The sequence below is a fragment of the Hymenobacter duratus genome, assembly GCF_014698995.1.
Taxonomy (GTDB): domain Bacteria; phylum Bacteroidota; class Bacteroidia; order Cytophagales; family Hymenobacteraceae; genus Hymenobacter; species Hymenobacter duratus.
The window spans coordinates 90,776-105,577 of record NZ_JACWZZ010000003.1; the positions used below are offsets into that span (position 1 = coordinate 90,776).

Below are 14,802 nucleotides of genomic sequence, written 5' to 3' on the forward strand. Positions count from 1 at the left end.
CGACGGACTGGTAGAACCGGCAGCCTGGTCCTAGTGACAGCCCTTACAGCACATAGCTCCGTAGCCCGGCCTAATACTCGCCTATTTCCGGCTCCTTTTTGGTCAGCTGCAGGCCTATCATCATGAGCACGCCGGTCAGCAGAATAACTACGAACAGGATGTTTTCGCCCAGTTCCCCGATGAGGTGCTTATTAGGAATACTGTAGAACAGAAGCACGGTAATTAGGCCTTTGGGCGCGATGAACAGCTCCGGAATCAGGTCGGTGCGGGCTACGTAGCGCAGGTACACGTAGCGGATGGCCGTCAGCACCCCCACAATCAGCAGGCCCTGCAGCAGCAGTGTGCCACTCACGAGGCTGCTGAGCGTGATGCTGAAGCCAAACAGCAGAAAGAAGAAGGTGCGAATCAGAAACGCCGACTCGGCCGTGATGCTTTTGAGCGGGTGCAGCTCGGCGGCCAGCTGCTCGGGGTGCAGCCAGCGCTGCAGCTTCGGGCCACGTAGCAGCAGCTCGGCATTGTTGACGGCTAACCCAAACACCAGCACCAGCACCAACGACGACAGGTGCAGCTTCTTGGCCAGGCTATAGAGCAGAATCAGGAAGGCCAGAATCAGGAAAAACTTGACGTGCAGCCGGATACGGCCCAGCAGGAAGGCCAGCGCCGCCGTGCTCAGCACCGCCACAATCAGCACGGCCACAACGTCGCGGGTGAAGGTGATGACCGAAATGCCCTGCGCGAAGTTGTCCTGCAGCGCAAAGTTGAAGAGCATGATGCCCAGAATGTCGGAAAACGTGCTTTCGTAGACGATAAATTCCTGCTTTTCCCCCATCAGGTTAGCTACACTGGGAATGGCAATAGCGGAGCTGATAACGGCCAGCGGTACGGCATTCACGAGGCAGGTCTGAAACGAAGCGCCCACGTACGCCTGCAGCAGCAGCGCAATAGCCACGGCCTGTACCACCAGCATAAGTACCGCCGCCAGGAAAGAGCGCCGGATAAGCGGGGCTTTGTCGCGGGTGAGCTTAAGGTCGAGGGCACCTTCCAGCACAATCATAATCAGGCCGATAATCCCGAACAACTCCAGCACCACCTTCGGAATACCAAGGGCAAAATCGAAGTAGTCGGCGGCCTGGCGCAGGGCAATACCAGTGAGCAGCAGCATCAGCACTGAGGGCACTTTGGTAGCCCGCGCCACCAAGTCGAACAGGTAGGAAAGGATGACGGCGACGCTCAGCCCGATAAGTATAGTGTAAGGCCCCATGAATGCAGTTTAGGAGAAGCGGAACCGGAGTCCAGCAACAGAATGCCCCTGCTATACGACAAACCCAGATTTCCCGCCGAACCTACCTTACCTTTGCTTGGCATTATTTCCCGCTACCCCTACGCCATTCCAGCACTTTTTCAGTGAAGCACGTTGCCATAGTAGGTGGAGGGCCAGCCGGTTTGCTGGCGGCACAGCGGCTGGCGGAAGCGGGCTGCCGCGTGACTCTTTATGAGGCGCAGGCAACTGTGGGGCGCAAGTTTCTGGTGGCCGGCCACGGAGGCTTCAACCTCACCAACTCCGAAACTCCGGCGGCTTTTGTGGCCCGCTACGGTGCCCGGCAGCCCGATTTTGAGCATTTTCTGCGGCACTTCTCCCCCGCCGACTTACGCGCTTGGGCCGCCGACCTGGGCATTACTACGTTTGTGGGCACGAGTGGGCGCGTGTTTCCGCTGGAGCAGCACAAGCCCGCCGACCTGTTGCGCGCCTGGCTGCAGCGGCTGCAGGCACTGGGTGTGCAACTCCACACTCGCCACCGTTGGCTAGGGTTTGAGGGCCCCAGCGGGCTGCGCATACGCCATGAGGTAACTGCCGAGGAAGTTGTGGTGCAGCCGGATGCCACCTTGCTGGCCCTGGGTGGCGCGAGCTGGCAGAAAACGGGGTCAGATGGCCGCTGGACTACGGCTTTCGAGGAAATTGGCGTGCGCTGCGTACCGTTTGAACCCGCCAACTGCGGGGCGGAAGTGGCGTGGTCGGCATTTTTCCGGCAGAAAGTGGGCCGCATGCCGCTCAAAAACATAGCCCTGCACTGTGGCAGCCAGATGGAGCGGGGCGAATTGCTGCTCACCGAGTACGGAGTGGAAGGCACTCCGGTCTATGCCCTCACGCCTGCCCTGCGGCACGCGCTGCAGCAGAACCCATCAGCCACACTCCTACTCGACCTCAAGCCCGATTTGTCCGACGAGCAACTACTTGCAAAGCTGCAGAAACCCCGCAATGGCCGCTCCCTTCCCGACTTCCTGCGGCAGCAACTCCGCCTTGGGCCGCCCGTGCCTACCCTGCTGCGCGAAGTAGCGCCTCCCGAAGCCACCGCCACGCCCGAAGCCCTGGCCCGGCTGCTGCGCGCCGTGCCTCTGCCTGTATATGCGCTTCGGCCTCTTGATGAAGCCATTAGTACAGCAGGTGGGGTAGCGTGGGAGGAGTTGGACGACCACCTGATGCTGCGCCGCCGCCCCGTCACCTACGTGGCCGGCGAAATACTGGACTGGGAAGCGCCCACCGGCGGCTATCTGCTGCAGGGCTGCTTCAGCACTGGGGCGTGGGCCGCAAAAGCCATTCTGCGCTTATAAGGGGGCAGCACGTTAGGCCGTGGGAAGTATTTATTCCTCGTCTTTCAGCGCTACTGCTTCCGCTTTGGCCAGAATAGCTTTGGCTTCGGCCAAAAGCCGCTCACCCTGGTCCAGCTGCCCGCGCACAATGAGGGCCACCAGCACAAAGAACGATACGATAGGCAGCACCCAGCCCAGCGTAAACCAGAGCCAGAAAGAGCGGCCATAGTTGACGGCGCAATACCCCGTGAGCAGCGGCAGCGCAGCAAATGCACACAGAAACCCGAATCCGGATAGCAGAAAATAGACGAACATGGCGGGCAGCTACGGCGGGTGCGGCAGCTATCTAAGATACACTTTCCGGAAGCCTTTCGCAAGCGGCCAAAGCGGAAGACACTACTATAACTTCTCAACCAGTCCGATGTTGCTGCCTCGCAAAACAGAGGGTCAAATTGGGGGCTATCCTCGGCGGCACTTTTTCCGTATCTGGTACCTCTCGCCTCTTCTTCACTTTCCTCGTTGCCCTTGCCCAGCTTCCAGCTCCCATCTATGTGGGACCACCAAAGCCTTTTCCGTGTCTCAGCCCAGTTGTTTGCTGAAGGCATTTTCAACATTCTTGACCGTACACTTAAGCCGGAAGTTTTTTTGCTCGGTCTGGCTTCGGCCCGGGAAACAGACGAACCGCAGGCGGTGGTGGTGGAGCCTTCCACGCTGCGCTACACGCCTACTGACTTCGCTGACGTGAAGGCCCGTGCCGCCGCGCTGGAGCCCGATGGCCCCCGCGACGTAGTCTACCACCTGCACCCCACCGACCACGACCGGTACGAAAAGCTACGCTGGTACGAGCTGCTACGGCGGGCCACGGAACAGACGCTTGCGGAACTGAGCAGCATCCGAGAGGAGGAGCGGCTGAGCTTCTGCTCCACACCCGTCAGTTTGTATGGCTATCAGGTAGTAGTGATTCTGCAGCTCTCCGCCGAAGCCTATCAAGCGTACTACGCGCTGCCGGTACCGGGCCCCGGCAACCGGCCCGTGTCATTGGTGCATGCGGCGGTGCAGGAGTTTCTGCAGGACTGCAGCCGGGCCCTGCGCGAATCGGACACAGATGATGACCGGCCCGTACTGGACCGCGACTACAACGAGGTGCTGCGGGCGGCGGGCCGCAGCTTTATGCTGCGCGCAGCCGCCGGAACGCATGGCCTCTACGATGCCTGCAACGGCATTGCGGCACTCCGCCACGAGGGCGACGAAGGTGTGGGCACGATGCTGGTTGCACGCCGCCACCATCCGGCTATTGTGCCGGTGCTCACGCTGGAAAGCCCGATTCCGCTCCGCGACCATCGGCGGATCCGGAAGCTGCTCGAACTCAGTGAGGACTATACGGCCCTGGTTTCCGATGCGACCGACGTGTTCGGGCTGGGCTACCTGGTTTCCCCTGACGATCCGACGTTTGAGCCCCTGTTTACTGTGCATTTTACCCGGCACTATAGCTGGGAACTGACGCACAATGAGGAGGTGATGATGAAGGTGGTATCGAACACTCCGCGGCTGCCGCAGGGCCGGGTCGATGCCGAGAATTTTGCCCGGGCCGTGCAGCGCATCTTCCCGCACCTCGATACCGGCACCGTGGAATACCTCTGGGAACTGACACAGCGCGCCACCGAGCAAACCAACGGCACCATTCTGGTAATTTCAGAAGGTGCGAAACAGGAGGCCGCACGCCTGACGCGCCAGTGCTTCCGCGTGGCTCCTCGCCTTATGACGCCGTCGGTGCTCCGCCTCGTTACCAACATCGACGGAGCGGTATTCATCGAGCCCGACGGTACCTGCCACGCCATCGGGGCCATCCTCGACGGGCTGGCTACGGAAAAGGGCGACTCTTCGCGCGGCTCCCGCTACAATTCGGCCCTGCGCTACGTGGAAAGCAGCCGCTACGCCTGCCTGGCCATCGTGGTCAGTGAAGATGGCCTGATTGATCTGCTGCCCCCATTACGGCGCTGAAGCACTAAGTAGGCAGGACCCCGTCGGGGCCCTGCCTACTTAGCAAAAACTCGCTGCTATTTAGCCGTTTACGCTATTCATCATCTGCTCGGGGTAGCGCTGGCCGGCTGCGGCGCCTTTGGGCGCAATAGAGTTGAGCTGGGCCAGTTCTTCCAGACTGAGACTGATTTCGAGTGCCCCCAGGTTTTCTTCCAGGTAGTGTACCCGCTTGGTGCCCGGAATCGGTACGACATCGTTGCCCTGGGCCAGCACCCAGGCGAGAGCCAACTGCCCGGGAGTGCAGCTTTTCTGGGTAGCCAGCTCATTGATGCGGGCCACCAGATCCAGGTTTTTCTGGAAGTTCTCACCCTGAAAGCGGGGCGTGTGGCGGCGGTAATCGTCTTCGGCCAAATCCTCAAACTTCTGAATCTGGCCCGTGAGAAAGCCCCGGCCCAGCGGCGAGTACGGCACAAAGCCGATTCCCAACTCACGGCAGGCCTGTAGCACACCGTCTTCCGGGTCGCGGCTCCAGAGCGAGTACTCGCTTTGCAGCGCCGTAATAGGGTGCACCGTCTGGGCGCGGCGCAACGTATCGGCGGCGGCTTCGCTCAAGCCCAGGTGGCGCACTTTGCCGGCTTTCACCAGTTCGGCCATGGCGCCCACCGTTTCTTCAATGGGCGTATTCGGATCGACGCGGTGTTGATAGTAGAGGTCGATGTAGTCGGTGCCGAGGCGTTTCAGGGAAGCGTCGCAGGCCTGGCGCACATACTCCGGCCGGCCGCTGATACCACGCTTGGTCGGGTCGTTCGGGTCGCGCAGAATACCGAATTTGGTGGCAATGACTACCTGGCTGCGGCGGTCCTTCAGGGCTTTGCTTACCAGCTCTTCGTTGGTGTAAGGACCGTACATGTCAGCCGTATCAAAGAATGTGACGCCCAGCTCTACGGCGCGGTGCAGCGTCCGGATACTTTCGGCATCGTCGCGGCCCGCGTAGAAATCTGACATGCCCATGCAGCCGAGGCCCAGGGCGGAAACTGTGAGGCCGGACCGGCCCAGTGTGCGTTGCTGCATATGCGTAGAGAGTTGAAAGTGTGGAGGAATATAACCTGCAGCACCATGAATGGTTGTCGCCGTTGGTCCTGACCATACGAAACCCAACCTTATATCGGACACTCTGCGTTAAATGCAGCAACTCCCTTCTCTCCCTCTCCGCCATGACCTCTCCTCTCACCGCCACTCCCCTTCCCGCCACCTTCGACCAGGATGAGCGGCTGCGCTGGGTGGAGCGTATCTCGCACCTGCTCGATAGCCAGTTTACGGTACCTGGCACCAACTGGCGCTTCGGCATCGACCCGCTCATGAGCCTGATTCCGGTGGTCGGCGGCATTCCGTCGCTGGCCATTTCGGGCGTGCTCATTCTCACCATGATGCGCCACGGCGCCAGCGGCAACCTGGTGGTGCGTATGGTCCTGAACGTGCTGCTCGATACTATCATCGGCGCCATTCCGGTGGTGGGCACCATCTTCGACTTCACGTATAAGGCCAACGACAAGAACGTGCGCCTGCTCCGCCGCCACTATGCCGAGGGCCGATACACGGGCTCGGGCAAAGGACTGCTGGCCATGACGCTGCTGGCACTCATCGTAATTGGGGGCCTGGCACTGTGGGGCGGCTACTGGCTGTTCAAATCGTTGTGGGAGTATTTTCAATAAGCTACCTTATACCAAAGCAGCTCGCTTGCAGCGTTTTAGCGAATCTTGCCTTAATCTTGAGTTGAAAGTCGCCGATACCTCTGAGTATTTCCGTCAGGGGCATCGGCGGGGCAGGCCGGCGCGGTAGAAGCTGGCGCTCAGCACACCAAAGCCGAGCTGCAGGAAATTGACAATGCCCCGACGCTGGCCGTGCATGGAGCCCGCTACCAGGCAGACCTGTGGTTTCCGCATCCCGGCGGCTGCTTGCGGCGCAGCCATGGCAAGGGAGCCGTATCAGCCCGGCACCAGCACGCTACGCTCAGGGCATCTGTTGCCGGTTTCGGGGCATACGAGTACAAAGCGGCTTCCGTGTCTATGCTATATTACTGCCCGAGAAGCCGCCATTCAACCCGCCCAGCTGCTATGTCCCCGTTGCTTTTATATTCTCCGGTTATTCTGCTCCCCCTTCTGGCTACGGTAGTGGCGCTATGGGCCGGCGGCTGGTGGCGGCGCCTGTACGTGCTGGGGGCCCGCCTGCTGCTGGGGGCCCTGATGCTGGGTGGCGGCCTCTACAAGCTCTCCGACAACCATATCCCGGGCCTGATGGGCCCGCCCATGAACCACGCGTTTCTGGCCGAGCACAGCCTGGAAATCTTCGCGCAGTTTATTGGTGTAGCGCAGTTGCTGACGGGTTTGCTGCTGCTCACGGGCCGGTTTGCGCTACTGGGCGCGGTGCTGCTGGTGCCTATGTGGCTCAACATCATCTTCCTCACCTGGTCGCAGCACTGGACCGGCACGCCCTTTCTGGTTACGGGGTTTCTGGTGTTGAATGTTGGCCTGCTGCTGCACGATTATGCCCGGCTGAAGTGGCTGCTCTACCCGCCTGCCGAGGCAGCGGTACTGCGGGCTCAGCCGCTGCAAACCGGTCCGCCCCCCGCCGAAGGCCTGTGGTGGCTGGGCATAGGCCTGGTCGTGGGCGGCAGCCTGCTCTACCCGGTTTCGTTCCGGCTGATGCAGGCGACCATGCTTGCGGGGCTGGGGCTAGTGCTGACCGCCGGCCTGTGGCTGCGCAGAGCCGGACTTCGGCCGGATACCGGCATAGAACGCCCCACCGATAACCGGTAGTCTGGCGCCGCAAGCAGGCCCGAAAGAGGCCCAGCCAGGCGGGAAGTTCTGGGGGTTTCATTCCATCCACAAATCCGCAAGCCCTACCTTTGCGGCTGTGAAAACCCTCCGCCTAGTTTACCTGCTACCCGTTCTGGCCTTGCTGCCGGGCTGCCTTTCACTCAACAGCGACGAGCAGAAGGCCGAAGCCGCCGAAAAAGCCGTGCTGGCCAAACACGACGAGCTGATGGCCCAGATGGACCAGCTCACCATCCTGCGCCAGCAGCTTCAGAAAACGCCCGGCCCCGATACCGTGGCCGCCGGCCGCCAGCGCCGCGCCCTGCTCGCCGCCGATGCCGCCATGATGGACTGGATGCACCGCTACCGCAAGCCCGCCGATACGGCCGCCGTAGCGCGCCGCCTCAGCTACTTTGCGGGCCAGCAGCACAAAATAGACTCCGTAGCTGTTCTGTTTCGCACTAGCCTCGACTCGGCGCAGCTTCTGCTGAAGGCAGCCGCGCCGGCCACACCCTCTACCCGCCCCTAATGTCACCTTCCGCTTCGCGCTTTTCCCTTCGCCGCGCCGCCGTAGCCAGCCTGTTGGCGGCCGGCAACCTGCTGGCCGCCTGCTCCTCCGATACGACCTCCACGCAGCCGGAGCGCCTGCCTATTCAGGGCATCAAGCGCACCGAGCCGACTTCTGCTGCTGATACGCTGCCGGATCCGGTGCCCGCGTTCCGGCTCACCAACCAGGACGGCCAGGTCATTACCAACCAGACGTTTGCCGGCAAGGTATATGTCACGGATTTTTTCTTTGCCACCTGCCCCAGCATCTGCCCTAAGATGCAGAGCGAGCTACTGCGCGTGTACGAGCAGTTCAAAGACGACCCGAACGTGTTGTTTCTGAGCCACACCATCGACCCGGCTCACGACTCGATTCCGGTGCTGCGCGACTATGCGCAGCGGCTTGGCATTCAGGATGCTTCGCGCTGGCACTTCGCCACCGCTCCGCATGATACAGTGTTTGCCCTGGCCCGCGCTTACATGACCGGCGCCGAAAAGGATTCCACGGTAGTTGGGGGCTATGCCCACAGCGGCACCTTCGCGCTGGTAGATTCCCAGCGTCGTATTCGCGGCGTGTACGATGGGATGGAGAAAAGCCAGGTAGATCAGCTTATCCACGACCTGCCGATCCTGCTGAAAGAAGAAGCCGAAACCCGCCAGGCGGCGGCCAAATGAGCCAGTTTTTGCTGCCGTTTCTACGTCTGAGTGCAGGCAGCGCGGCCGGGCTGCTGCTCGCCACGGCCAGTACCGGCTGCTTCTCCAACCGCCAGAATGAAGGCGCTGCGCTCTACCAGACGCACTGCTCCAGCTGCCACGGCACCCAGGGTGAAGGCCTGCGCCGCCTTATTCCGCCCGTAGCCGCCTCCGACTACGTGGCCCGCAACCGCGCCGGGCTGCCGTGCATCGTGCGCCGCGGCATGAAGGGCGACGTGGTGGTGAATGGCATTCATTATAACCAGGTGATGCCGGGCCACGAAGACCTGACCGACTCTCAGATTACCAACCTGTTGAACTTTGTGCAGCGCAACTGGGGCAACCAGAACGAGCCGTACACGGTGCGGGAAGTATCAGAGCTGCTGGAGCCCTGCCACGGCTCCGACGGGCAGTAGCGAGCAAAGCGGCGTGCTAGTAAAGGTCGGTGCCAGCCGTTTCGGGCGCACTTTGTGCGGATTGTCCGGCAATTTACCCGCCTCCCGATTTCACCACTTCAGCAAACCTCAGTAGATTGCACTTTCATTTTTCGTATTCCTATGGGTCTGTTTGACTTTCTGAAAAAGAAGCCGGAAACGCCGGAAACCACTCCGTCTGCCCCGGCTTCTCCTACCACTCCCGGTGCTGCTTCCACCTCCGCTCCGGCCGGCCCGCGCTATAAGGGCTCCAACTACACGCTTCCCGTAGCGGATGAGGCCCCGATGGTACCGCCTATGCCCCCCATGCAAATGATGCAGGAACAGGCGCCTGAGCCTGGCCAGCCCACTCAGCTGCCCTACCAGCCCAACAATATTCTGGAAGAGCTGCTGATGCGCGCCGTGCACGAACCCAACCTGCGGGCTGCGTTCTATCAGGCCCTGATTCATGAGGAGCTATACGCTGTGACGCTGCCCAAAGAGGGCGAAACCGGCGGAGAGGTACAAATTGAGCCGGGCATGGAAATCCAGCTTCAGGTGCTGCACGACGGCAAAATTCCGCTGTTCTCGTCCGCAGACCGGATCTACGAAGGCGGGGTTGAGGCCAGCAGCGTTTCCTACATCCACGTGCGCGGCTTCGACCTGCTCCAGATGGTACAGGCCACCGACTGCGTGCTGAACCCCTTCTCCCCGGCCGGCAAGCTGCTCACGAGCCAGGAAATCCAGGATCTGCTGGCTTCTGATCTGGTAAACCAGCCGGTTGCTCCGGAAGGCGAGCAGATGCCCGTTCAGCTGGGCCCGCCTACCGAAGAGCCTACCGTACTGCTGGAGGCGCTGCGCGAGTTCTGCGCTGACAAAGACTTCATTGACAAGGCATTTGTAGCCGAAATGCGTCTGGAAAACAGCCCGGAGCCTCCGCGCCTGCTGCTCGCCTTTCAGGCAGCCAGCCCGGAGCAGAACCCCGAGTTTCTGCAGGAGCTGGGTCCGGTTATTGAGGGCCGCCTCGAAGGCTACCAGTTCGTAGACATGATGCTACTGAACCCCACCTCCGATGAGCCGCTGAACCAGTACTTCAATCAGCAGCAGCCCTTCTACCAGCGCGGCTAAGCAGCTGACCAATAGTTCATCTGAAGCAACGAGGCCGGACAGTGGTAGAAATACTACCCTGTCCGGCCTCGTTGCTTCAGATGCGCTGTTGCTTTATACCTTCTGCTCTTCCGGTTCTGTGGTTGCTTTCTGTGCCTGCCGGGCCAGAAGCCGCCGAAACACCGGCCGCAACCCGAAGTTCAGGGCCAGTCCTACCGGAACCGATACGGCCGCCCAGATAAGCAGAGCACCCAATCCGGCCTGCCAGAGCAATTGTAACGCCTGCTGCCAGTCATGGGCAAACAGATACTGAAGTTGGGTCAGCGTCAGTTCCGGACCCTTTCCGTTTCCGATCAGGCCGGTTCCCAGGCGAAGCAGCGGAATAAGCAGCACCAGTTGCACCGGACTCATCAAGTGGCTGACCAGTAGCAGCGCGGCTACATTCAGGCGCAGCCGAACGGCCGTGGCAGTAGCCATCAGGGTGGTGATGCCCAGTATGGGCACGGTCCCGAAAATCACTCCCAAAGCCACTGTCAACGACAATTGTGCGGGGCTAAGGCCCTGCTTGAGCATATTCAGGAGCGGACTGACGAGGCGCCGCCGCCACCAACTGACAGGTACCGGCGGAGCCGACGAAACAGGAGGAACAGATAGGGACACTATGAACAGAAAATCAGGGTGTAGGAATCGGGGCGGGGCCGTACCTTCGTACGTTGAACGGCTATGGGCCGGAACCAGTACGCAGCCCTGATGACAAAAGTACACGCTAAGGGCCCAACCCGCCGCCGCCTCACCAATGGCGTAATCTTGCTGCGCCGTGCCGCCCGGGAGCTGGCTGCCAACGACCCGCTCCGGCTGGGCGCGGCCACGGCGTTCTTCACCACGTTTGCGCTGCCTCCCATCCTCATTATTCTCATCCAGCTACTGAGTTCCCTGTACTCGGCCTCCATTGCGCGCACCCTGCTGCTTACCAAGCTTTCCGGGTTTCTGGGGGCTACCGCCGCCGGTTTGGTAGAGCAGATTCTGCAGAACGTGAGCAATGTGCAGCGTACCCGGCTGGTTACATGGCTAGGCTTCGGGTTTCTGCTTTTCATTGCTACCACGCTGTTCGTAGTCATCCAGAACTCGCTCAACCAGCTCTGGCAGATACGGCCCAAGCGCAGCGGCGGGCGGCTGGGCAAAGTGTTGCAGGAACGGGCCCGCTCGCTGGGCGTGCTACTGGCTACCGGGCTGCTTACGCTACTGGCTTTCGCTACCGATGCCACGCTGGCTTTCCTGGCCGACTATGTGCGCGACTTCGACGCCAACTTTGGCTACTACCTGTTTCAGGTGTTCAGCCAGATTACCTCCCTGCTGATTCTGGCCGCGTGGTTTGGCGTCACGTTTCGCAACCTGAGCAGCGCTAAGGTACCCTGGCGGGCGGTTGTGCGTGGGGCCGTCCTCACCGCCATCCTCATCGACCTGGGCGAGTTTGCGCTGGGGCATTTGCTGGTGCCACGCAACCTGGGGCCCATCTATGGTCCCGCTTCCAGCATAGTATTGGTGCTGCTGTTTGTTTTTTATTCGGCCATGATATTCTACTTCGGCGCCTGCTTCACCAAGGCCTATGCGCACTACGCCGGTATTGATATCAAACCCAAAAAATCGGCCGTGCGCTACCGTTTGGTAGATATAGTAGAAGACCAGGAAGGGTAACCACTGGCTACGCCCGTTGTAGCAGACGTAGCCAAGTGAGATTAGCCCATGTAAGCCGCACAGGCGTCGGCGCAGGCTTTGCAGGCCGCCGCGCATTGCTGGCAGTGCGTATGGTTGTGCTTGGCGCACTCGGCCTCACAAAGGCGGCATACTTCCACGCATTCTTTCATGATGTGCTTAGCGTGCACCGAGCCACGGGCGACGAGGCGGGCCGTCAGGGCACAAATATCGGCACAGTCCCGGTCTAGGCGGATGCAGCCCACCATGTGCTTGACGTGCTCTTCGTTAAGGCAGGCGGTGGCACAATGCTCGCAGGCCGCTACGCAGCGGTTGAGGGCATCCAGCAGGATCTGGTTGTCGAGGGCGGAGGAAGTGGGCTGGTTCATGGTAGTTTGTGTGGGGAAGATGAATGGTTGACAGGCTTGTTTTTACGCAGTTCCTGCCCGAACCGCCGTGTAGGATTCGGCTGGAATGCTGCACCATTTCCCCCCTGTTGTGGTTACCTTCAAGCTTCAAGTCCCTCCGCCGCGTCGTATTTTTGCCTGATGTTATTCGCTACCGAACCCCTCGCTCCTACCCTCGACTCTGCTCGCAAGGTCCTCAAGCAATACTACGGCTACGACACCTTTCGGCCTATGCAAGAGGATATTATCCAGAGCATCCTCGACGGGCGCGATACGGTAGTACTTATGCCTACGGGGGGTGGCAAGTCAGTATGCTTCCAGATTCCGGCCGTCGTCAGTGAGGGCGTTTGCGTAGTAGTATCGCCGCTGATTGCGCTGATGAAGGACCAGGTGGAAGCATTGAAAGCCAACGGTATTTCAGCGGCCTACATCAACAGCAGCGTGGGCCAGAGCGAGCAGAATGCCATCTGCGGCGACTGCCTCAATGGCTATATGAAGCTGCTCTACGTGAGCCCCGAGAAGCTTCTCTCTGACGGCTTTCTGCAGTTTCTTAAGCGCATGCGCATCAGCATGTTCGCCATTGATGAGGCCCACTGCATCAGCTCATGGGGCCACGATTTCCGGCCCGAATATACCCAGCTGCGGGTGCTGCGCGAACAGTTTCCGCAGGTGCCCATCATTGCCCTCACCGCCACCGCCGACCGCCTCACCCAGCGCGACATCCAGCAGCAGTTGCGCATGCAGGAACCGCAGGTGTTTCTGTCCAGCTTCGATAGGCCCAACCTCAACCTCATTGTGCGCCCCGGCCAGGACCGGGTAGGCGGCATCCTGGATTTTCTGGAGCGCCATCCCGGTGAGTCGGGCATCATCTATTGCCTCTCGCGCAAACAGTGTGAAACGCTGGCCGGAAAGATTCAGGCCAAGGGCGTGAAGGCGGGCTTCTACCACGCCGGCATGACGCCCAACCAGCGCAGCGCCGTGCAGGAAGGCTTCCTCAAGGACGATTTGCAGGTGATTGTGGCCACCATTGCCTTCGGCATGGGCATCGACAAGAGCAACGTGCGGTGGGTGATTCACTACAACCTGCCCAAAAACATCGAGGGCTACTACCAGGAAATCGGGCGCGGCGGGCGCGACGGCTCCCCGGCCACGGCCGTGCTGTTCTACTCCTTCGCCGACGTGATGCAGTTGCGCGAGATGCTGACCAAGGAAAATCCGCACCTCACGCAGCTCAACCTCACCAAGCTGGAGCGCATGCAGCAGTTTGCCGAAGCTGCCAGCTGCCGCCGCAAAATCCTGCTCAACTACTTCGGCGAGACGCTGGCCACCGACTGCGGCAACTGCGACATCTGCCGCAACCCGCCCACCACTTTCGACGGCTCCCTGATTGCCCAGAAGGCGCTGTCGGCGGTGGTGCGCATGCGCGAGCGGGCCCCTATCGGTCTGCTGATTGACGTGCTGCGCGGCATGCGCAACCAAGCCGTAATCAGCGGTGGTTACGACCAGATCAAAACCTACGGTGCCGGCGCCGACCTGCCCTACCTCGACTGGTACAGCTACATCCACCAGATGCTGAACGACGGGCTGCTCTACATTGCCTACGAGGAAGGCTACGCGTTGAAAATCACGGAACTGGGCCGCGAGGTGCTACAAGGCCAGCGCCCCCTGGCTCTGAAGAAATTCCAGCCCACCGAGAAAGCCGAGAAGCCTGCCCGGGGCCGCAAAGGCGCTCAGAAAGCTGCCACTCCTGCCACCAAGGAAGCGCAGCTCTTCGAAGCCCTGCGCAACCTGCGCAAGCGCATTGCCGATGAGCAGAACGTGCCGCCGTACGTCATCTTCACGGATGCTACCCTGCAGGAAATGGCCGTGGAGCGCCCCGTAAACCGGGTGGCTATGCTGGGCATTTCGGGCGTGGGCATGAAGAAGTTCGACACCTACGGCGAACAGTTCATCCGAGAAATTTTGGCCAATGGCGGCAACCCGGCCGCTGAGGCAGAGGCCGAAGACGCTATTTCCGGCAGCCTCGATCCTGACGATGCTGGGGCCCCACGCACGCCACGCAAGCGCGAAGCCAATACGGAGGCCGGCAGCACCGCCGAAACCACGTTCCAGCTGCACCGCATGGGCCTGACCGTGGAAGCCATAGCGGAGCGTCGCGGCCTGACAGCTTCTACAGTGCAAACCCACCTGACCACGTGTTACGCCGGTGGCTACGATGTGCGCATCGCCGATTTTCTGACGCCGGAAGCCCTAGCTGAAATTCAGACCGCACAGGCCCAACTTGGTAGCTCACCTATGCTCCGCGACCTGTTCGACCATCTGCGCGAGAAATACGACTATTTCCGCCTGCGCCTGGCACTTATGTATTTCAAGAAGCTACGCGGGGAATAGAGCTACTCGCTCGTATATGATATTCTGCAAGCGTCATTCCCGGCTCCGCTCGGAATGACGTTTTTGCTTTAGGCAGCACGGCAAATAAAAAAATTTGCTAAAAGTTTCGGCTAATTGAATTAGTATTCGCGTAGATGGGTTCGTATCTTCGTGAGCCGGTAATTCTTTACC

The 14,802-nt window shown here is 60.5% G+C and carries 16 protein-coding genes; 10 read left to right on the forward strand and 6 right to left on the reverse strand.

Features of this window, described 5'->3' with window-relative positions; translation table 11 throughout:
* Positions 1-70: 70 nt before the first annotated feature.
* On the reverse strand, positions 71-1,261 hold the full coding sequence (locus IC231_RS13920; protein WP_190785122.1) for a cation:proton antiporter domain-containing protein: 1,191 nt from the start codon (positions 1,259-1,261) through the stop codon (positions 71-73).
* Positions 1,262-1,404: 143 nt separating this feature from the next.
* On the opposite strand from IC231_RS13920, the gene IC231_RS13925 reads away from it, so the two are divergent.
* A complete protein-coding gene (locus tag IC231_RS13925; RefSeq protein ID WP_317173283.1) occupies positions 1,405-2,610 on the forward strand; it encodes a BaiN/RdsA family NAD(P)/FAD-dependent oxidoreductase in 1,206 nt (401 codons plus the stop codon).
* 30 nt (positions 2,611-2,640) lie between these two features.
* Here IC231_RS13925 and IC231_RS13930 read toward each other — a convergent pair whose 3' ends face one another.
* Entirely contained in the window at positions 2,641-2,904 is a 264-nt protein-coding gene (locus tag IC231_RS13930; protein ID WP_190785124.1) for a hypothetical protein, read from the reverse strand.
* Between the two features lie 234 nt (positions 2,905-3,138).
* Here IC231_RS13930 and IC231_RS13935 point away from each other — a divergent pair, with 234 nt between their 5' ends.
* A complete protein-coding gene (locus IC231_RS13935; protein WP_394368206.1) occupies positions 3,139-4,590 on the forward strand; it encodes a DNA integrity scanning protein DisA nucleotide-binding domain protein in 1,452 nt (483 codons plus the stop codon).
* Between the two features lie 60 nt (positions 4,591-4,650).
* On the opposite strand, the gene IC231_RS13940 is transcribed toward IC231_RS13935, so the two are convergent.
* Positions 4,651-5,640, reverse strand: a complete 990-nt coding sequence (locus tag IC231_RS13940) for an aldo/keto reductase (RefSeq protein WP_190785126.1) — start codon at positions 5,638-5,640, stop codon at positions 4,651-4,653.
* A gap of 143 nt (positions 5,641-5,783) precedes the next feature.
* Between IC231_RS13940 and IC231_RS13945 the strand changes: the two genes are divergently transcribed.
* Positions 5,784-6,281, forward strand: coding sequence for a DUF4112 domain-containing protein (locus IC231_RS13945; RefSeq protein WP_190785127.1), 498 nt, complete (start codon positions 5,784-5,786; stop codon positions 6,279-6,281).
* Positions 6,282-6,374: 93 nt separating this feature from the next.
* Here IC231_RS13945 and IC231_RS13950 read toward each other — a convergent pair whose 3' ends face one another.
* Positions 6,375-6,512: a hypothetical protein gene (locus tag IC231_RS13950; protein ID WP_190785128.1), complete on the reverse strand. Its 138-nt coding sequence runs from the start codon at positions 6,510-6,512 to the stop codon at positions 6,375-6,377.
* A 171-nt stretch (positions 6,513-6,683) separates the two neighbouring features.
* On the opposite strand from IC231_RS13950, the gene IC231_RS13955 reads away from it, so the two are divergent.
* The 5 genes from IC231_RS13955 to IC231_RS13975 all read left to right on the forward strand — a co-directional run bounded on the left by IC231_RS13955 (position 6,684) and on the right by IC231_RS13975 (position 10,162).
* Positions 6,684-7,385, forward strand: coding sequence for a DoxX family membrane protein (locus IC231_RS13955; protein WP_190785129.1), 702 nt, complete (start codon positions 6,684-6,686; stop codon positions 7,383-7,385).
* Between the two features lie 97 nt (positions 7,386-7,482).
* Positions 7,483-7,911, forward strand: a complete 429-nt coding sequence (locus IC231_RS13960; protein WP_190785130.1) for a hypothetical protein — start codon at positions 7,483-7,485, stop codon at positions 7,909-7,911.
* Positions 7,911-8,603, forward strand: coding sequence for an SCO family protein (locus IC231_RS13965; protein ID WP_190785131.1), 693 nt, complete (start codon positions 7,911-7,913; stop codon positions 8,601-8,603). Before IC231_RS13960 ends, IC231_RS13965 begins: the two co-directional genes overlap by 1 nt.
* Positions 8,600-9,037 (forward strand): c-type cytochrome, encoded by a 438-nt coding sequence (locus tag IC231_RS13970; RefSeq protein WP_190785132.1) that lies wholly within the window; start codon positions 8,600-8,602, stop codon positions 9,035-9,037. The genes IC231_RS13965 and IC231_RS13970 overlap by 4 nt, the downstream gene beginning before the upstream one ends.
* A gap of 141 nt (positions 9,038-9,178) precedes the next feature.
* Entirely contained in the window at positions 9,179-10,162 is a 984-nt protein-coding gene (locus IC231_RS13975) for an enhanced serine sensitivity protein SseB C-terminal domain-containing protein (protein ID WP_190785133.1), read from the forward strand.
* 93 nt (positions 10,163-10,255) lie between these two features.
* Here IC231_RS13975 and IC231_RS13980 read toward each other — a convergent pair whose 3' ends face one another.
* Positions 10,256-10,801: a DUF2062 domain-containing protein gene (locus IC231_RS13980; RefSeq protein WP_190785134.1), complete on the reverse strand. Its 546-nt coding sequence runs from the start codon at positions 10,799-10,801 to the stop codon at positions 10,256-10,258.
* 90 nt (positions 10,802-10,891) lie between these two features.
* Between IC231_RS13980 and IC231_RS13985 the strand changes: the two genes are divergently transcribed.
* Positions 10,892-11,836: a YihY/virulence factor BrkB family protein gene (locus IC231_RS13985; protein ID WP_190785135.1), complete on the forward strand. Its 945-nt coding sequence runs from the start codon at positions 10,892-10,894 to the stop codon at positions 11,834-11,836.
* A 41-nt stretch (positions 11,837-11,877) separates the two neighbouring features.
* Here the strand turns inward: IC231_RS13985 and IC231_RS13990 are convergent, their stop codons facing one another.
* Entirely contained in the window at positions 11,878-12,222 is a 345-nt protein-coding gene (locus IC231_RS13990; RefSeq protein ID WP_185889657.1) for a four-helix bundle copper-binding protein, read from the reverse strand.
* 159 nt (positions 12,223-12,381) lie between these two features.
* Here IC231_RS13990 and recQ point away from each other — a divergent pair, with 159 nt between their 5' ends.
* Positions 12,382-14,631 (forward strand): DNA helicase RecQ, encoded by a 2,250-nt coding sequence (gene recQ / locus IC231_RS13995; protein WP_190785136.1) that lies wholly within the window; start codon positions 12,382-12,384, stop codon positions 14,629-14,631.
* Positions 14,632-14,802 lie beyond the last annotated feature (171 nt).